This is a genomic window from Streptomyces sp. BHT-5-2, from assembly GCF_019774615.1.
In the GTDB taxonomy this organism is placed as follows: domain Bacteria; phylum Actinomycetota; class Actinomycetes; order Streptomycetales; family Streptomycetaceae; genus Streptomyces.
The window spans coordinates 1412474-1430253 of the sequence record NZ_CP081496.1; the positions used below are offsets into that span (position 1 = coordinate 1412474).

General features: G+C 72.7%; 15 protein-coding genes. 4 read left to right on the forward strand and 11 right to left on the reverse strand.

Annotated features, from left to right (window positions below; all coding sequences use genetic code 11):
- Positions 1-2: 2 nt before the first annotated feature.
- Entirely contained in the window at positions 3-1214 is a 1212-nt protein-coding gene (pdhA, locus tag K2224_RS06145) for a pyruvate dehydrogenase (acetyl-transferring) E1 component subunit alpha (protein ID WP_221905615.1), read from the reverse strand.
- 325 nt (positions 1215-1539) lie between these two features.
- Between pdhA (K2224_RS06145) and K2224_RS06150 the strand changes: the two genes are divergently transcribed.
- From K2224_RS06150 to K2224_RS06160, 3 genes are all read left to right on the forward strand, one after another.
- Positions 1540-2199, forward strand: coding sequence for a response regulator transcription factor (locus tag K2224_RS06150; protein ID WP_313904753.1), 660 nt, complete (start codon positions 1540-1542; stop codon positions 2197-2199).
- Positions 2200-2327: 128 nt separating this feature from the next.
- Positions 2328-2744: a pyridoxamine 5'-phosphate oxidase family protein gene (locus tag K2224_RS06155; protein ID WP_221905617.1), complete on the forward strand. Its 417-nt coding sequence runs from the start codon at positions 2328-2330 to the stop codon at positions 2742-2744.
- Between the two features lie 52 nt (positions 2745-2796).
- The gene (locus K2224_RS06160; RefSeq protein WP_221905618.1) at positions 2797-3840 is read left to right on the forward strand and encodes a phosphotransferase; all 1044 of its coding nucleotides are present in this window, start codon (positions 2797-2799) and stop codon (positions 3838-3840) included.
- A 38-nt stretch (positions 3841-3878) separates the two neighbouring features.
- Here the strand turns inward: K2224_RS06160 and K2224_RS06165 are convergent, their stop codons facing one another.
- On the reverse strand, positions 3879-5543 hold the full coding sequence (locus K2224_RS06165; protein ID WP_221905619.1) for a protein kinase domain-containing protein: 1665 nt from the start codon (positions 5541-5543) through the stop codon (positions 3879-3881).
- A gap of 312 nt (positions 5544-5855) precedes the next feature.
- Here K2224_RS06165 and K2224_RS06170 point away from each other — a divergent pair, with 312 nt between their 5' ends.
- The gene (locus tag K2224_RS06170) at positions 5856-7511 is read left to right on the forward strand and encodes a Stk1 family PASTA domain-containing Ser/Thr kinase (protein ID WP_221905620.1); all 1656 of its coding nucleotides are present in this window, start codon (positions 5856-5858) and stop codon (positions 7509-7511) included.
- Between the two features lie 83 nt (positions 7512-7594).
- On the opposite strand, the gene K2224_RS06175 is transcribed toward K2224_RS06170, so the two are convergent.
- From K2224_RS06175 to pdhA (K2224_RS06215), 9 genes are all read right to left on the reverse strand, one after another.
- Positions 7595-8155, reverse strand: a complete 561-nt coding sequence (locus K2224_RS06175) for a bacterial proteasome activator family protein (protein ID WP_221905621.1) — start codon at positions 8153-8155, stop codon at positions 7595-7597.
- 295 nt (positions 8156-8450) lie between these two features.
- Positions 8451-9281, reverse strand: coding sequence for a hypothetical protein (locus K2224_RS06180; protein ID WP_221905622.1), 831 nt, complete (start codon positions 9279-9281; stop codon positions 8451-8453).
- Between the two features lie 150 nt (positions 9282-9431).
- A complete protein-coding gene (locus tag K2224_RS06185) occupies positions 9432-10409 on the reverse strand; it encodes an NAD(P)H-quinone oxidoreductase (RefSeq protein WP_221905623.1) in 978 nt (325 codons plus the stop codon).
- 109 nt (positions 10410-10518) lie between these two features.
- Positions 10519-11658, reverse strand: a complete 1140-nt coding sequence (locus K2224_RS06190; protein ID WP_221905624.1) for a TrkA family potassium uptake protein — start codon at positions 11656-11658, stop codon at positions 10519-10521.
- Positions 11655-13187: a molybdopterin molybdotransferase MoeA gene (locus tag K2224_RS06195; protein ID WP_221905625.1), complete on the reverse strand. Its 1533-nt coding sequence runs from the start codon at positions 13185-13187 to the stop codon at positions 11655-11657. Before K2224_RS06195 ends, K2224_RS06190 begins: the two co-directional genes overlap by 4 nt.
- Positions 13184-14098, reverse strand: coding sequence for an NTP transferase domain-containing protein (locus K2224_RS06200; RefSeq protein WP_221905626.1), 915 nt, complete (start codon positions 14096-14098; stop codon positions 13184-13186). The genes K2224_RS06195 and K2224_RS06200 overlap by 4 nt, the downstream gene beginning before the upstream one ends.
- A 69-nt stretch (positions 14099-14167) precedes the next feature.
- Positions 14168-15535: a dihydrolipoamide acetyltransferase family protein gene (locus K2224_RS06205; RefSeq protein ID WP_221905627.1), complete on the reverse strand. Its 1368-nt coding sequence runs from the start codon at positions 15533-15535 to the stop codon at positions 14168-14170.
- Complete coding sequence (locus K2224_RS06210) at positions 15535-16569, reverse strand: alpha-ketoacid dehydrogenase subunit beta (RefSeq protein ID WP_221905628.1); 1035 nt, start codon at positions 16567-16569, stop codon at positions 15535-15537. Before K2224_RS06210 ends, K2224_RS06205 begins: the two co-directional genes overlap by 1 nt.
- Positions 16566-17759: a pyruvate dehydrogenase (acetyl-transferring) E1 component subunit alpha gene (gene pdhA / locus K2224_RS06215; RefSeq protein WP_221905629.1), complete on the reverse strand. Its 1194-nt coding sequence runs from the start codon at positions 17757-17759 to the stop codon at positions 16566-16568. The genes K2224_RS06210 and pdhA (K2224_RS06215) overlap by 4 nt, the downstream gene beginning before the upstream one ends.
- Positions 17760-17780 lie beyond the last annotated feature (21 nt).

Below are 17780 nucleotides of genomic sequence, written 5' to 3' on the forward strand. Positions count from 1 at the left end.
GGTCAGTTCCCCTCCGCGGCGGCGTCGGCGAAGGACGCCTGGTAGGCGGCGAACTGCGCACGCTCCTCGTCGACGAGCGCGTGCCCGTCGGCGTAGACGTTCTCGAAGATCGCCATGTGGTCCGGGTCGGGCATCGCCCGTACCGCGTCGCGGACCCGCTTGCCCAGGGTCTCGCTCTCCTCGTCGATCGCCGCGAGGTACGCATCGTCGACGATCCCCTCGGCCTCCAGGTACTTCCGCAGCCGCAGGATCGGGTCCTTGGCCTCCCAAGCCAGCCGCTCCTCGTCGGCGCGGTAGCGCGTGGGGTCGTCGGAGGTGGTGTGGGCGCCCATGCGGTAGGTGAACGCCTCGACGAGCGTGGGGCCCTGGCCCGTGCGCGCCCGCTCCAGCGCCGCCTTGGTCACCGCCAGACAGGCCAGCACGTCATTGCCGTCGACCCGTACGCCGGGGAAGCCGAAGCCCTGGGCGCGCTGGTAGAGGGGGACGCGGGTCTGCTTCTCGGTGGGCTCGGAAATCGCCCACTGGTTGTTCTGGCAGAAGAAGACGACCGGGGCGTTGTAGACCGCGGAGAAGGTGAAGGACTCGGCGACATCTCCCTGGCTGGAGGCGCCGTCGCCGAAATACGCGATGACCGCGGAATCGGCGCCGTCCTTCTGCACGCCCATCGCGTAACCGGTCGCGTGCAGGGTCTGCGAGCCGATGACGATGGTGTAGAGGTGGAAGTTGTTGCTGTTGGGATCCCAACCGCCGTTGTTGACACCGCGGAACATCCCCAGCAGGTTCGTCGGGTCGACGCCCCGGCACCAGGCCACGCCGTGCTCCCGGTAGGTGGGGAAGACGTAGTCGTCGTCGCGCAGCGCGCGGCCCGAGCCGATCTGGGCGGCCTCCTGGCCGAGCAGCGAGGCCCACAGACCCAGCTCTCCCTGGCGCTGGAGAGTGGTGGCCTCGGCGTCGAATCGCCGGGTCAGCACCATGTCGCGGTAAAGCCCGCGCAGTTCCTCGGGAGAGAGATCGATCGCGTATTCCGGGTGCTCGACCCGCTCCCCTTCCGGGGTCAGCAGTTGTACGAGCTGGTCGTGCTCCGCCTGGTCCGGCCGGGCGCTGTTCCTGGCCCTGGACTGCGTCTCCTTTTTCGCCGGCGACGCTTTTTTGGCGGTGGTGCGCTTGCTGCCGCCGCGGGCGGTTTTCCGCTCGGCAGTGCCTTCCACGGTCACGTGCTGCTCCTCCGTCTGTCCGGCCCCCGGGGTCCGCCGGTGGCCGTTTGCGGCTCACCCGGTATCCGATACGGCGCACGGGGTGTGTGCGAACGCGGCCGGATCCGGGTGGAACAAAGCGCCCCGGAGTGGCCTGCTCATTGCACGTTACCCATTGTCAAAGCCGAAGTGGAAATGGCGCTGACCTGCGATTTTGCTTGGATTTCCAAGTAAATCGCGAAGGCTGGGAACAACTCCTGGTCACAGCGTTGCAGGCCGCCGGGACAACGGCACGTTATATCGGTGACCTGGAGCACGGGAAGAGTCGATGTGTGAGACTGGGGACGTGCGCGAAGACGGAAAAATCACTGTTTTCCTGCTTGATGACCACGAGGTGGTACGGCGGGGCGTCCACGAAATGCTGTCGGTCGAGGAGGACATCGAAGTCGTCGGCGAGGCCGGCACCGCGGCTGATGCCCTGGTCAGGATCCCTGCGACGCGTCCGGACGTGGCCGTGCTGGACGTCCGGCTCCCGGACGGCAGCGGCGTCGAGGTGTGCCGCGAGATCCGCTCGCAGAACGAGGACATCAAATGCCTGATGCTCACCTCGTTCGCCGATGACGAGGCCCTGTTCGATGCGATTATGGCCGGTGCATCCGGTTATGTCCTCAAGGCGATCCGGGGCAGCGAACTCCTCTCCGCGGTCCGCGATGTGGCGGCCGGGAAGTCGCTCCTCGACCCGGTGGCCACCGCCCGGGTCCTGGAACGGCTCCGCGACGGCAGCGCCGCCAAGGGCGACGACCGGCTGGCCGGCCTCACCGAGCAGGAACGCAAGATCCTCGATCTGATCGGCGAGGGACTGACCAACCGCGTCATCGGCGAGCGACTCCATCTCGCCGAAAAGACGATCAAGAATTACGTCTCCAGTCTGCTTTCCAAACTCGGCATGGAACGCCGTTCGCAGGCCGCCGCCTATGTCGCCCGTATGCAGGCCGAAAGGCGCTGACCTGGCGGAAAATCCCTGGTCCCGGCCGTGGAGGCGATCGTTCCGCGGCCGGGACCAGGGACCAACGTCCCGCCCACCGGGGGCGGCCGCCCCTATGCGGCGCCGCACCGAACGGGCAGGGTGTGTCCATGCCCACCGACGTCTTCCGTGCCATCGAGCTGCTGAGCAGGACCCCCTACGGCCGGGTCTCGGCCAGCCGGCGGGCGCTCCCCTTCACCACCGTCACCCGGCACCTCGTCGTCGACGACCGGGTCATCCTGCGGCTGCACCGCGGCTACGACTACCATCGGGCGCTGGACGGCAGCGTCGTCGCGTACGAGGCGGACAACGTCAACTGCGGTGCCCAGGACACCTGGTCCGTGCAGTTCACCGGCACCGCCCGGGTCATCGAGACCACCGCGGCCGAGCGGGCGCTGTTCGGCCGCACCCCGCGACTGGCCGACGGTGAGCCGTACGACCCGGTCTTCCTGCGGATCGAGCCGGAGTTCGTGACGCTGCATCACCTCACGGATGTCCCGGTCTTCGGATATGCACACCCTCTGTAAGGCTTTCCGGGACACCCACTCCACTGGGCGACGTTGATCTAACATCTGGCGCGTGCTGCGCTCATCTGTAGTCCGGTCGGCGACGACGCCCGACCGCGACACCCTCGGATCCCTGCTGCGCCACTACGACAGCGCCGGGGCACCGCTGTCCTGCGAACCCGTCGCCGAGGGACTGCTCAACCACGGCTATTTCCTCGCCACCACGCGCGGCCGCTACTTCCTCAAACACCACCTCGACGGCGACCGTGCCGCCCTCGCCCGCCAGCACCGCGCCACCCGCCGCCTCGCCGGGCTCGGCCTGCCGGTCGTCCCGCCCGTCACCGGGGCGGACGGCCGGACCTTCACCGTGCTGGACGGCCGCTGCTACGCCCTGCACCCCTGGATCGAGGGGCGGCACCTGAGCGGCGGCGAGCTGACCACCGGTCAGTCGCGGCGGCTGGGCGCCCTGCTCGGGCGCGTCCACACCACGCTGGAGCAGGTCATGGCCGACGAGCCGGCGCCGCCGCGGCCGCCCGGCACGGACGCCACCGCCGACCCCGAGCGGACCTTCGAGACGATCGACGAGCTGCTGGCGCTGGCCCGCAGCGCCCGCCCGCGCACCAGCTTCGACGAGCTCGCCGAGCACCGCCTCCTGGAACGCCGGGCCCTGCTGGAGCGGCTGGCGCACCGCCGGCCGGCCCCCGGCGCGGAGCCCGCGGCGGGCTGGGTGCACGGCGACTTCCACCCGCTGAACGTGCTCTACCGCGGCGCCGAACCGGCCGCGATCGTCGACTGGGACCGGCTGGGCGTCCAGCCGCGCGCCGAGGAGGCGGTGCGCGCCGCCGCGATCTTCTTCGTCCGCCCCTGCGGGACGCTGGACCTGGCGAAGGTCGCCGCGTACGCGAGCGCCTACCGCGGGGTGTGCGGAGCCGGTGCCGAGGAGCTGGCCGCGGCCGTGCACCGGGTCTGGTGGGAGCGGCTGAACGACTTCTGGATGCTCACCTGGCGCTACCGGCTCGGCGACCGGCGCACCGATCCGCAGTTCCCCGCGGCGGCCGCGCTGGCAGTGTGGTGGACCCGCGCCTATCCGGCCGTGCGCAGGGCGTTCACGGGCTGACGCGGGCGAGGCTCCGGCCCCGCCCGCGGCCCTTCCGCTCAGCCTCCGGTCGCGCCGCCCAGCGGCGTGCTGCCGCCGGTGGTGGAGCCGTTGGACGTGCCGCCGGTGTTCGTCCCGCCGGTGTTCGTCCCGCCCGTGTTCGTGCCGCCGGTGTTCGTCCCCCCGTTGGTGGTGCCCCCGTTGGTGGTGCCGCCGTCGGTCGTCCCACCGTCCGTCGTCCCGCCGTTGGTGGTGCCCCCGTCGGTCGTGCCACCGGTGGAGCTGGTCGGCGGCTCGGAAGACGGCGGCTGCGAGCTGGGCGGCTCGGTCGACGGCCGGGTGCTGGGCTCGTGGCTCGGCCGGCGGGTGTAGGTGTTCCCGCCGCCGCTGGAGCCGCCCGGGTAGGTCTCCGGGGTGGTCGGCTCGTCCGTCGGCGGCTCGGTGGTCTCGTCGGACTTCGACGGCGAGGGGGACTGGGTGACCTGCGTCTTCTGCGTGTGGTCGGGGCCGCTCTTGTTCTGCAGCGCGAAGGCCACGCCCACGCCGATCGCGATCAGCGCCAGCACGGCGATCAGCCAGACCTTGCCCCGGCCGCCCTTGGCCTGGCGGTATCCGCCCTCGAAACCGCCGTCGTCGTCCCGCATACCGGGCGTCAGCATCGGCTGCGCCGTGGTCTGCCCGGCGTCGGGGTGGGACAGCGCGGTGGTCTCGGCGACCCCGCCGCGCAGGGCCATGGTGTGCCCGCCCTCGGGCAGCGCGACCGGGCCGGTGTTCCAGGTACCGGTGTGGCCGCCCTGCTCGTGCAGCATCTGCAACGAGTACTGGACCAGGCCGCGCATCTCCTCGGCGGTCTGGAAACGGTCGTCGGGGTCCTTGGCCAGCGACCGCATCACCAGGCCGTCCAGCTCCGGCGGCACCGCGTCGGCGACCTGGGAGGGCGCCACCGGCATGTCCTGGACGTGCTGGTAGACGACCGAGAGCGGGGTCTCACCGGTGAACGGCGGCCGCTGCGCGAGGAGTTCGTAGAGCAGGCAGCCGGTGGCGTAGAGGTCGGAGCGGGTGTCGACGGTCTTGCCGAGCGCCTGCTCCGGGGAGAGGTACTGCGGGGTGCCCATGACCATGCCGGTCTGCGTCATGGTCGACTGCGCGCCGTGCAGGGCGCGGGCGATGCCGAAGTCCATCACCTTCACGGCGCCGCTGTTGGTGATGATCACGTTCGCGGGCTTGATGTCACGGTGCACGATGCCGTGCTGGTGGCTGTAGGCCAGCGCCTCCAGCACCCCCGAGACGATGATCAGTGCCTGGTCCGGCGGCGGGGCCTCGGCGTTCAGCAGCAGATCACGGATGGTGTGGCCCTCGACCAGCTCCATCACGATGTACGGCACGGTGTTGCCGCCGACGAAGTCCTCGCCCGAGTCGTACACGGCGACGACCGCGTGGTGGTTCAGGCCGGCCACGGACTGTGCCTCGCGGGTGAAGCGGGCCTTGGACACCGGGTCCTCGGCGAGGTCGGCGCGCAGCAGCTTCACGGCGACGGTGCGGCCCAGGCGCACGTCCTCGGCAGCGAACACCTCCGCCATACCGCCGCGGCCCAGCCGGCGCGTCAGCCGGTAGCGGCCGTCGCCGACCAGCCCGCCGTTGCCCCACATCTCCGGTGCGTCCGGGACACTGGAGCTGTTGGCGTCAGGATCGGACGGCCCCTGGGGGCTCTGCGTCGGTGCCATCGGTCCTCGCCGTCGAATCGATCCGCGTTACAGCGGTAAGGTCTCGGTCTTCGCTAGAGCACGCTACAGGTTCTGCGGCACCCACCGGTCCGTGGTGGACCGGCCATCAAACCTTCCTCTCACCAAGAGCCGCAAGTTCACCCGGGGTGATCGGGGGTGCGGAACCCTGACGCCCGTGACCGGATCTTGCACATCTGGTCACGGAACGGGCACACAGCTTGACGTGTCCGTGGCCTGGGGCAGACTTGGCTGCGGAAATCTGGATTTTGATCGCTGGATACACGGGCTGTACGCCCAGGGGGACGCGGAACGATGAGCCAGGACGGCGCTCAGGGCCAATTCGAGGGCCGTTCGGTCGGCGGTGGACGTTACCAGCTTCGTGATCTTCTTGGCGCCGGCGGCATGGCGTCGGTGCACCTCGCCTACGACTCGGTGCTGGACCGCGAGGTCGCGATCAAGACACTGCACACCGAGCTCGGCCGCGAGCAGGCGTTCCGCGAGCGCTTCCGGCGCGAGGCGCAGTCAGTGGCGAAGCTCACGCACACCAACATCGTCTCGGTCTTCGACTCCGGCGAGGACGAGCTCGACGGCGGCATGGTGCCGTACATCATCATGGAGTACGTCTCCGGCCTGCCGCTGCGTTCCGTGCTCGACGGCGACATCGCCCAGCACGGCGCGATGCCGACGGAAAAGGCACTGAAGATCACCGCCGACGTGCTCGCCGCCCTGGAGGCGAGCCACGAGATGGGCCTGGTCCACCGGGACATCAAGCCGGGCAACGTCATGATGACCAAGCGCAACGTCGTCAAGGTCATGGACTTCGGCATCGCCCGCGCCATGCAGTCCGGCGTGACCTCGATGACGCAGACCGGCATGGTCGTCGGCACTCCGCAGTACCTCTCGCCCGAGCAGGCGCTGGGCCGCGGTGTGGACGCCCGCTCCGACCTGTACTCGGTCGGCATCATGCTCTTCGAGCTGCTGACCGGTCGGCTGCCGTTCGACGCGGACTCCCCGCTGGCCATCGCCTACGCCCACGTCCAGGAAGAGCCGCCGGTCCCGTCGAGCATCAACCGCTCGCTGCCGCCGGCGGTGGACGCGCTGGTGGCCCGCGCGCTGAAGAAGAACCCCAACGAACGGTTCCCGACCGCCGAGGCGATGCGGGACGAGTGCCTGCGGATCGCCGGGTCCGGGCAGTCCGGGGCGACGCCGCTGATCATCAGCGAGGGACCGCGGGCCCGCACCAGCGGCGCGTCGGTCTCCTCCGCGGTGTTCCCCACCGCCTCCGGCGCCCCGCAGAACCCGGTGCCGCCGAACGTCCAGCAGCCGTACCAACCGACGCAGGCGGCCTTCGGCCCCTCGACGCCGCCGCCGGTGAACAACGCCTACCCGACGCCCGCACCGGGCCCGGCACCCACGCCCGCGCCGTTCGCCGGCGGCGGCTTCCAGGCCCCGCCGCCGCCCTTCCCCGGCCCGCCCGCGCCGGTGACGGGCTCGATGCCGCCGGCCCGGCCGCGGAAGAACAACAGCCCGGTGATCATCGTGTCGGCGGTGGTGGGCGTGATCGTGGTGACCGCGATCGCGATCGGCATCGGCCTGAGCGCCGGCAGCGACGGCGGGGGCGGCAGCGACGGCCCGACGTCCGCCTACTCCTACACCCCGTCGCCCACCGCCAGCGTGCGGCCCGAGGACAAGACGGCGACGATCCAGAGCACCGAGTGCACCAACCCGACGCCGAGCTACTCCCAGAAGGGCAAGGTCCTCTTCCCCAACTTCAAGTTCAAGAACCTGGATTCGGTCGAGGCGTGCATCAGGGCCGCCGGCTGGCGATACAAGGTGGTCAGGGAAGAGAACGACGCGCTCTGGGCCAAGAACACCGTGACGGACCAGACCCCGGCGGCCGTCAGCTGGTGGGACCCCCGCAGCAACGACACCATCGAGCTGACCATCTCGTCGGGCCACGGCAACTGACAGCAGCGGCGCTCCGACAGCGGAGGGGCCGGCACGCGAACTGCGTGCCGGCCCCTCCGGCCGTTACGGGCGTTGCGCCACGATCAGAGGTACGGGCCCGAACGGGCACCGTCGTGACCGGGCTGCTCCAGGTGCCCCTCCATGGGTGAACCGGGCGGCAGTGCGCGGCGCATCTGCTCCAACTGGGCGCGGGCTGCCATCTGCTGGGCGAAGAGCGCGGTCTGGATGCCGTGGAAAAGCCCTTCGAGCCAGCCGACCAACTGGGCCTGGGCGATCCGCAGTTCGGCCTCGGTGGGCACCGACTCGTCGGTGAAGGGCAGCGAGAGCCGCTCCAGCTCCTCGACCAGCTCGGGCGCCAGCCCGTCCTCCAGCTCCTTGACCGAGCTGGCGTGGATCTCCTTGAGGCGCACCCGGCTCGCCTCGTCGAGAGGGGCGGCCTTCACCTCTTCCAGCAACTGCTTGATCATGCTGCCGATGCGCATGACCTTCGCAGGCTGCTCGACCATGTCCGTCACCGGAACCTCACGGGGCTCCTCGCCCTCGTCCCCGCCACCGGCGCCGGCGCTGCCGAGCGCCATGCCGTCCGGGCCGACGACCAGGACGTGCTGGTTCTCCTGCGACCGTTCGTTCATCGGCATATCCATGCCGCCATTCTCTCGTACGACAGCTTCAGAACGGTGGTGCCCCTGTCAGAAGGTGATCCACCCTTTCAGGGACAGCGGATCACCAGGGCGGTTTCCGAATGGGCGCCTGCTCGGATCCCGGTCTGCACAGCGTGTTGTTTCACGTGAAACCGCGGAATCCCGACTGTTTCGCGCGAAACCGGACCATTCTCTCGTTTCACGGAGAACCCATGGCCGAGCCGTTTCACGTGAAACGACGAAAGCCGGCGGTGCTTCACGTGAAAGGACGCCCCTTCGTTTCACGTGAAACGGGGCCTCAGCGGCGCCGCAGCCGAAGGCCGAGGAAGGCGAGCCCCAGGCCCGTGAGCGCCATTCCGGCGCCCATCGGAAGCACCCGCTCGACCCGGGTACCCGGAGCGTCGAGGGCGTAGGGGCTGGCCGCCGGGTCCGGACCGGCCACGGTGGTCTCGGGTTTCGGCTGGGGGGCGGGCGACGGCTTCTGTCGATGCGGGCTCGGTGCGGGGCCCTCTGCGAGATCACGGGGACGCGAGGGGGACGGCAGCCCGGCCTCGGGTGGGGCCCGGTGGGGCTTCGGCGCAGCCGAGGGAGCGCTGTGGTGCCTCCTCGGCGCGGGGTGGCTGGGCGGCAGCTGCACGGGGTCGGCGGCCGGGGGGCTCGGCGCCTCGGCCGGCTCGGGAGCGTCCGCGTCCGGGCCGTCCAGCACGCTGTCGTCGGGGTCCGGGGCGGGGTCGGCACGCCAGAGGAAGTCGGGGCCGAACGGGTGAGGGTGATGCCGGTGAAGATGCCGCGGTACGTGGAGGAGCGCACCGGCGTGATGGCGCGGGAAGCCGGTCAGGGCGCCGGTGAGGCGCAGGATGCGGTCCGGCAGGTCCCGCAGGCCGTCGGCGCCGGGAACGTCGGGCAGCCGGTCGGGCACGTCGGGCAGGTCCGGGTACAGCCGGGCCAGACGTTCCACGGACACCGGAAGGTCCGGCGTGTAGGCGTCGAGGGACTCGTCGGGGCGGGCGGCCGGGGTGGCCTTGTGGTCCACGGCCAGCGCCGGACCGGCGATCAGGGAGACGGGCAGGGCGGCGGCGACCACCAGCAGACTTGTGGCGATGCGCGTACGGAATCCTGGAGCGACCACGGTGCCCCTCCCGTGCCGAGCCGTCGAGTGACGTGCCCAGCGTCACACGGCGGGTGAACCGCGGCATCTCGGGCCGGTCCGCCGGGGGACCGGCCGACACGGGGAGGGGCGAGGGACGCTCGGGCCCCGGAGGCGACGGGCGGCGGCCCCTCAGACCGTCAGGACGACCTTGCCGAAGTGGCTGCTCGCGTCCAGGATGCGGTGTGCCTCCGCGGCCTCCGCCATCGGCAGGGTGCGGTCCACGATCGGGCGGACCTGACCGTTGCCGATCAGCGGCCAGACGTGTTCCCGGACGGCGGCGACGATGGCCGACTTCTCGCTCACCGGGCGGGCCCGCAGTCCGGTGCCGGTGATCGCGGCGCGCTTGGAGATCAGCGCGGCGAGGTTGAGCTCGGCCTTCACGCCGCCCTGCAGCCCGATGATCGCCAGCCGGCCGGCGACCGCCAGGGCCTTGACGTTCCGCTGGAGGTACTTGGCGCCGATGATGTCGAGGATGACGTCCGCGCCCTTGCCGTCGGTGGCCTTGCGGATCTCCTGGACGAAGTCCTGCTCGCGGTAGTCGATGAGGATGTCGGCGCCCAACTCGGCACAGCGGGCCAGCTTTTCGGGACCGCCCGCGGTGACCGCGACGCGCGCGCCGACCGCCTTGGCGAGCTGGATCGCCATGGTGCCGATGCCGCTGGCGCCGCCGTGGACCAGCAGGGTCTCGCCGGGCCGCAGGTGCGCGATCATGAAGACGTTCGACCAGACGGTGCAGGCCACTTCGGGGAGCGAGGCGGCGGTGACGAGGTCGACGCCGGGCGGCAGCGGGAGCACCTGGCCGGCCGGCACGGCGACCTTCTCGGCGTACCCGCCGCCCGACAGCAGCGCGCACACCTCGTCGCCGACCGCCCAGCCGTGCACACCGGGCCCGACCGCGGCGATCCGCCCCGCGCACTCCAGACCGGGGTACGGGGAGGCGCCGGGCGGCGGATCGTAGAAGCCCTGGCGCTGGAGCAGGTCGGCGCGGTTCACGGCGCTGGCCGCGACCTCGATCAGGACCTCGCCCTCGGCGGGCTGCGGATCGGGCACTTCGGCCCAGACGAGGGCTTCGGGGCCACCGGGCTCGGGGATGGTGATCGCTCGCATGGGCGCGAGGCTACTCGCCGACCGGCCACGGAGCGAAAGGGCGGGGCCCGGCCCCACTACCGGTCACGACCCGCGGAGTCCGGTCGCCGGCGCCCCGCCCGACCGCCCGTCAGTCGTCCGCCGGGCGCATGGGGGAGACCGCGGTGCCGGGCAACTTCGGCCTGGTGGACGGCTTTCCGGAGGCGGCGGGCTCCTCCTCGGAGGCGGCGCGGACGATGGTGATCAGACGGTCCGCGGGCTGCAACGGGCTCGCCTTCGGGTCGTCGTAACCCAGCAGCCGATGGCCGCGCAGGACGGAGACGACCAGGTCGTCGGTCTCCCGGACCGACCTGCCGACCTCGGCCTTGACCACCGGCCGCTCCACCAGGTCCAGTCCGCTGCCCTGCTGGATGAGGTCCTCCATCACGGCGCCCGCGCTGGGGCTGTGCACCGAGAGGCCCAGCAGCCGGCCGGCCGCACTGGCCGAGGTGATCACCGCGTCGGCACCGGACTGCCGCAGCAGCGGCGCGTTCTCCTCCTCCCGCACCGCGGCGACGATGTTGGCGCGCTTGTTGAGCTGACGCGCGGTCAAGGAGACCAGCACGGCGGTGTCGTCGCGCTGGGTGGCGATGACGACCTGGTGCGCGCGCTGGATCTCGGCCCGCAGCAGCACATCGCTGCGGGTCGCATCGCCAACCACACCGGCGAAGCCCTCGGACACCGCGGACTCGACGACCTTGGTGCTGGGATCGACGACGACGATGCGGTCCCGCGGCAGACCGGTGGCCCGCAGGGTCTGCGCGGCGGACCGGCCCTTGGTTCCGTAGCCGACGATGACGGTGTGATCGCGCAAGGCGTTTCTCCAGCGTGTCAATTTCCACTGCTCGCGGGTGCGCTCGGTCAGGACCTCCAGCGTGGTGCCGACCAGGATGATCAGGAACAGCACACGCAGCGGCGTGACCAGCAGGATGTTCAGCAGCCGGGCGCCGGAGCTGTAGGGGACGATGTCGCCGTAACCCGTGGTGGAGAGCGTGACGGTGGCGTAGTAGACGCAGTCGAGCAGGTCGAGGGGGCCACCGGCGTTGTCGTGGTAACCGTCGCGGTCGATCCAGACGATGAAGACCGTCGCGACGAGCACCAGCAGGGCCATCATCAACCGTCGGGCGACCTGCCGTATCGGTGCCTTCGGGGTGCGGCGGGGCAGTATCACCCGGTGGGAGCGGTCCTCGGGGACCCCGCGGGCTGCGGCGTCGTGGGACGGGAGCTTCACGGGGCACCTCCGGAGGGGGCCGCCGGGTCGTAGGAGGTGTCCGGGGGCGGCCAGCCCGCCGACCAGCCCGCCGGCCAGGGCAGTTCGAGGAGTTCGACCTCCGTGCCGCGCTCCGCGCCGCCGGGCGGGACGACGGCCACCGCGTCGGCGGCGGCGATCCCGCGCAGCATGGCGGGCCCGTGGAAGTGCAGCGGCGAGGCCACCAGTCCGTGCCGGTCGTCGTCGCGGTACGCCACCGGGACCAGCCGGGTGTCCTGCGGATGCCCCACGGCCGCGGCGGCCAGCGGCACCCGGTACGGCGCGGTGGGGCGGCGGGCGGCGAGCGTGCGCAGCAGCGGTTCGGCGAGGGTGAGCAGGCCGGACACCGCGGCCAGTGGGTTGCCCGGAAGGCCGACGAGGTGCCGGCGCGGTGCGAGGCGGGCCAGCAGCATGGGGTGGCCGGGGCGCACCGCCACGCCGTCCACCAGGAGTTCCGCGTCGAGCCGCCGGAGTGTGGGGTGCACATGGTCGACAGGCCCGGATGCGGTACCGCCGGTGGTGACGATCAGGTCGGCGGTGGAGCCGGCCAGGGCGTCGTGGAGCGCGTCGGCGTCGTCGCCGAGGTGGCGCGGAGCGGCCGTCTCGGCTCCCAGGGCGCGCAGCCAGGGCACCAGCATCGGGCCGAGCGCGTCACGGATCCGGCCCCCCTCCGGCAGTCCGCCGCGCAGCAGCTCGTCGCCGAGGACGAACACCTCGGCGCGGGGACGGGGGTGGACGGAGAGCTCGTCGTAGCCGGCCGCGGCGGCCAGGCCGAGGACCGCGGGCGTGACCAGCGTGCCGGCGGGCAGCAGATGGTCGCCGCAGCGGCACTCCTGGCCGCGCGGGCGGATGTCCTGGCCCGGTGGCACCGGCCGCGGCGCATACAACCGGGCCCGGCCGTCGGGGAGTTCGAGGATCTCGCCGTGTTCGCTGCGGAGCACCGCGGTGGCGCCGGCCGGGATGCGGGCTCCGGTGGCGATCGGGAGCGCATGGCCGTCGGGAAGTGCCGCGGGGGCGTCGTGACCGGCGAGGATGCCGGTGTCCGGGCCGCTGTCGGCAGCGTCCGACGCGCGGTCGATGCGCCAGGGGCCGGGGCCGGCGACCACCCAGCCGTCCATCGCCGAGGTGTCGAACGAGGGAAGGTCGGTGAGGGCCACCATGGGAGCGGCGAGGGTGCGGCCGAGGGCGTCGGCCAGCTCGGCCGTACCGGGGCCGGGCGGCTCGCGCAGCGCGTGTTCGGCGCGCTCGCGGGCCGTGCGCCACGAGACGGCGGAGTGGTCGGCGGGCCGCCTGCCGGGGCCGGCGGGGCGGTCCGGACCGGCGCCGGCACCCGGTTCGCCACCGGTGCGGGGCGCTCCCCCGCGGTCGGCGGAGTGGGCGCCGGTCACGGCGCCGCCGGGCGGCTGGTCGGCGGGCCCGGGCCGACGCGGGCCGGGTGCGACGCCGTTGGCCAGGGCGAGCGCGTCGGCGAAGTCGTCGCCGAACGGGTCGCCGCGCTCCCCGTCGGTCATTCCGCGGGCCGCGCTTCGTCAGCCGGGGCACCGGAACCGGCCGCGCGCGCAGCGGCGGCCTCCTCGGCGGCGGCTTCGGCCGCCCAGCGGTCGGCCAGCGCGCCGATCCGCCGCGACAGCTCCGCCACATCGCCACCTTGCCGGCCCGCCGCGTAACCGATCAGAAAGGTCGTCAGCGGCGCGGCCGGGCGGGCCACGCCGTGCGCCGCGTCCCGCGCGAGGTCGAGGAGTGCCGCCGTGTCGACATCCAGGTCGATGCCGAGTTCGGCCTTGACTGCGGTGATCCATTCGTCCAGCACGTGTCCATGCTCCCTGATCCGGGCGCGCGCCGTGCCCAGGTCCTCCCAGGTGTCGCAGTCGAAGGACGCCGTGGACGTGGGATCCGGGACGCGGACGAGCGCCAACGCGGACAGCAGGGGGCGCAGCGGCAGGCCGGTCAGGGTGCCGTGCGCGGTCCGCAGCCGGTCCAGTTCGCGGCGCAGCGGGGCCGCGCGGTAGGCGGCCACCAGCGGCTGGTCCCGCCCTTCGGCGTCGCGCAGCAGTGCCCCGTCCCGGGGCGTGTCGCCCCCGGCGGTCGCCGCCTCCAGGAGGGCGCGCACCGTCCCGGCCGTCAGGAACGGCAGATCGGCTGAGAGAACCAGCACCGTGGGGGCGGTGGTGTGCCGCAGTCCGGCGTCGAGCGCGGCGAGCGGGCCGCCGCCGGGCGGGTCTTCGAGGGCCTGGACCACGGGGCGCGCGGTCGGACGGGCTGGGCCTACGACGACGCTGACCGCAGCGTCGGGGCAGGCGGCCAGCACCCGGTCCAGCAGAGCGCGGCCGCCGACCGGAAGGGCGGGTTTGTCCGCCCCACCGAGCCGTCGGGCCGCGCCGCCGGCCAACACGATCGCGTCGTGGTCGGTGTGGTCGTTCACCCCTTGAGTATGGCCGGGGACGTCGCGCTCACCCCGCCGCCGACCGTCTTCGTTTCACGTGAAACAACGTCACAGCGAGCGCAGCAGCAGCGCGGGCCGCTCCACACAGTCGGCCACAAAACGCAGGAAGCCGCCGGCGGTGCCGCCGTCGCACACCCGGTGGTCGAAAGTGAACGAGAGCTGGACCACCTGCCGGACCGCCAACTCCCCTTCGTGCACCCAGGGTTTGGCGGCGATCCGGCCGACGCCGAGCATCGCCGCCTCGGGGTGGTTGAGGATCGGGGTGGAGCCGTCGACTCCGAAGACACCGTAGTTGTTGAGGGTGAACGTGCCGTGCGACAGCTCGGCGGGGGAGAGCCTGCCGGCCCGCGCGGCATCGGTGAGCCGGGCCATCTCGGCGGACAGCTGCTCGGCCGTGCGGTCCTGGGCGTCCCGGACGACCGGCACCACCAGACCGCGGTCGGTCTGCGCCGCGAAACCCAGATGAACCGCCGGCAGCCGGACGATCTCCTGCGCTGCGGTGTCGACGGTGGCGTTGAGCTCGGGGAAGCGGGCGAGCGCGGCCGTACAGATTCGGGCCAGCAGCGCCAGCAGCGACACTTTGGGAGCGCCGGGTGCGTTCATCGCCCGGCGGGCGGCGAGGAGTTCGGTGGCGTCGGCGTCCACCCAGCAGGTCGCGTCCGGGATCTCGCGGCGGCTGCGGCTGAACTTCTCGGCCGCCACGCCCCGCATGCCCTTGAGCGGGATCCGCTCCTCGCCGGGAACGGTCCCGGTCGCGGCGACGACGGCACCATGTGCGTCCCGCGCCCGGATCGCGGATTCGACGTCCGTGCGCAGGATGAGGCCGTCCCGCCCGGTGCCCCGGATCTCCCGCAGATCCAGGTCGTGTTCGCGGGCGATGCGGCGCACCAGCGGGGAGATGACGGCCACCGTGCGGGCGCCGTCGGCCGTCGCCGTGGCAGGGGCTGCACCGTTGGCGGTGGCGAGGGGCGCGGGCTCGGCCGGCCGGGGCGCGGGCGCCGGCTGGATCCTGCGCCGCCGGGCCGTGGCGGCGCTGGTGCCGTAGCCGACCAGGACGTTCCCCGACCCGGAGTCCGCCGGCTCTTCGGCGCCGGGAGCCGGCGGCGTCGGGTTCGGCACCGCGGCGGGGCCGGGACCGGTCGTTCCGTCTCCGGCGCGAGCGTCCGGTGCCGCGCCCACCGCGACCGTCACCAGGGGCGCCCCCACCGGGACCTCGGCCCCCTCCGCGCCGAAGCGGGCGGTGACCACCCCGCCGTACGGGCACGGCACCTCGACCATCGCCTTGGCGGTCTCGACCTCCACCACCGGCTGGTCGACGGCCACCACCTCGCCGACCTCGACCAGCCACCGCACGATCACCGCCTCGGTGAGGCCCTCCCCCAGGTCGGGCAGGGTGAACTCGCGCACCACGGCCATCACGCATCACGTCCTTCGGTCCAGCGCGACTCCCACTGGAGGCGGGCGACGGTGTCCAGGATCCGGTCCACACCGGGGAGGTGGTGCCGCTCCAGCATGGGCGGCGGGTAGGGGATGTCGAAGCCGGCGACGCGCAGCACCGGCGCCTCCAGGTGGTGGAAGCAGCGCTCGGTGACCCGCGCGGCTATCTCGCCGCCGGGGCCCCCGAAACCGTTGGACTCGTGGACGACGACGGCCCGGCCGGTGCGCCGTACGGACGCGCAGACCGTCTCGTCGTCGAACGGCACCAGGGTGCGCAGGTCGACGACCTCCAGATCCCAGCCCTCGGCGCGGGCGGCCTCGGCGGCCTCCAGGCAGACGGGCAGCGACGGGCCGTAGGTGAGCAGCGTGGCGCTGCTGCCGCGGCGGCGGATCTCGGCGCGGCCCAGGGGGGCGACGGGGGTGGGTGCGTCCGGGGACCAGTCGGACTTGGTCCAGTAGAGCCGCTTCGGTTCGAGGAAGACGACCGGGTCGTCGGAGGCGATGGAGGCGCGCAGCAGGCCGTAGGCGTCCTCGACGGTGCCGGGGGTGACGACCTGGAGGCCGGGGGTGGCGAGGTAGTACGCCTCGGAGGAGTCGCTGTGGTGCTCGACGCCGCCGATACCCCCGCCGTAGGGGATGCGGATGGTCAGCGGCATGGGGACCGCGCCGCGGGTGCGGTTGCGCATCCGGGCGACATGGCTGACCAGCTGCTCGAACGCCGGGTAGGCGAAGGCGTCGAACTGCATCTCCACGACCGGCCGCAGCCCGTACATCGCCATCCCGACGGCGGTGCCCAGGATGCCGGCCTCGGCGAGCGGGGTGTCGCTGCAGCGGTCCTCGCCGAACTCCGCGGCCAGGCCGTCGGTGACCCGGAAGACGCCGCCCAGGGCGCCGACGTCCTCGCCCATGACGTGGACGGCGGGGTCCTCGGCCATGGCGTCGCGCAGCGCGCGGGTGAGCGCCTGCGCCATGGTGGCCGGTTTGCGCGCGGCGGGCGCGGTGGTGGTCGTCATGACCTGGCCTCCTGGGCGGGGGGCGCGGTGCCCGTGGCGGTCTCGGGGTGTCCTTCGGCCTCGGCGGCCAGCTCGGCGCGCAACTGGGCGGCCTGGGCACGGAGTTGATCGCTCTGTTCGGTGAAGACGTGGTCGAACAGATCCATCGGCTCCAGCGGTGGGTCGGCGTGCATCCGCTCCCGGAGGTCGGCCGCGAGGCGTTCGGCCCCCTCCCGGGCGGCGCCGGCGAGCTCCTCGTCGAGCAGGCCGCGCGCGGTCAGCTCGCGCTCCAGGAGGGCTATCGGGTCGTGGGCTCGCCATGCCTCGACCTCGGCTTCGGTGCGGTAGCGGGTGGCGTCGTCGGCGTTGGTGTGGGCCTCGACGCGGTAGGTGACGGCCTCGACGAGGGTGGGGCCGCCGCCCTCACGGGCCCGCCGCACGGCGTCGGTGAGGACCTCGTGCACCGCGGGGGCGTCGTTGCCGTCCACCAGGCGGCCGGGCATGCCGTAGCCGACCGCCTTGTGGGCGAGGCTCGGGGCGGCGGTCTGCTTGGCGAGCGGCACGGAGATCGCGAAGCCGTTGTTCTGCACGAGGAAGACGACCGGGGCCTGCCAGACGGCGGCGAAGTTGAGCGCCTCGTGGAAGTCGCCCTCGCTGGTGCCGCCGTCGCCGACCAGCGCCAGGGCGACCACGTCGTCGCCCTTGAGGCGGGCGGCGTGCGCCAGGCCCACGGCGTGCGGGAGCTGGGTGGCGAGCGGGGTGCACAAGGGGGCCACGCGGTGCTCGTGAGGGTCGTAGCCGGTGTGCCAGTCACCGCGCAGGAGGGTCAGGGCCTGCACGGGGTCGAGGCCGCGGGCGACGGCGGCGAGGGTGTCGCGGTAGCTGGGGAAGAGCCAGTCCTGCGCTTCGAGGGCGAGCGCCGCGGCGACCTGGCATGCCTCCTGGCCGGTGGAGGAGGGGTAGACCGCCAGGCGGCCCTGGCGGGTCAGGGCGGTTGCCTGGGCGTTGTACCGGCGGCCGCGCACCAGCTCGGCGTAGAGCCGCTTCAGCAGCCCTGCGTCGAGCCGGCGGGCGGCTTCCGTGCCCAGGAGGCGATACGGCTCGGCGTCCGGCAGAAGGGGCGCGGGATCGACGCGCGGCCGCCAGGTGGGCGGCGGGCCGGCCGGGCCACTGGTGTGCCTGCTGCTGCCGGGCTGCTCGAGGACCGTCATGACGGGCACCTCCTCGTCATC

Bases quoted from the DNA above. Each gene is read 5' to 3' on its own strand.
- K2224_RS06185 (WP_221905623.1), bottom strand. From the start codon at position 10,409: ATGCGAGCGATCACCATCCCCGAGCCCGGTGGCCCCGAAGCCCTCGTC.
- K2224_RS06195 (WP_221905625.1), bottom strand. From the start codon at position 13,187: ATGACCGACGGGGAGCGCGGCGACCCGTTCGGCGACGACTTCGCCGAC.
- pdhA (WP_221905629.1), bottom strand. From the start codon at position 17,759: ATGACGGTCCTCGAGCAGCCCGGCAGCAGCAGGCACACCAGTGGCCCG.
- K2224_RS06205 (WP_221905627.1), bottom strand. From the start codon at position 15,535: ATGGCCGTGGTGCGCGAGTTCACCCTGCCCGACCTGGGGGAGGGCCTC.
- K2224_RS06170 (WP_221905620.1), top strand. From the start codon at position 5,856: ATGAGCCAGGACGGCGCTCAGGGCCAATTCGAGGGCCGTTCGGTCGGC.
- K2224_RS06155 (WP_221905617.1), top strand. From the start codon at position 2,328: ATGCCCACCGACGTCTTCCGTGCCATCGAGCTGCTGAGCAGGACCCCC.
- K2224_RS06165 (WP_221905619.1), bottom strand. From the start codon at position 5,543: ATGGCACCGACGCAGAGCCCCCAGGGGCCGTCCGATCCTGACGCCAAC.
- K2224_RS06175 (WP_221905621.1), bottom strand. From the start codon at position 8,155: ATGGATATGCCGATGAACGAACGGTCGCAGGAGAACCAGCACGTCCTG.
- K2224_RS06210 (WP_221905628.1), bottom strand. From the start codon at position 16,569: ATGACGACCACCACCGCGCCCGCCGCGCGCAAACCGGCCACCATGGCG.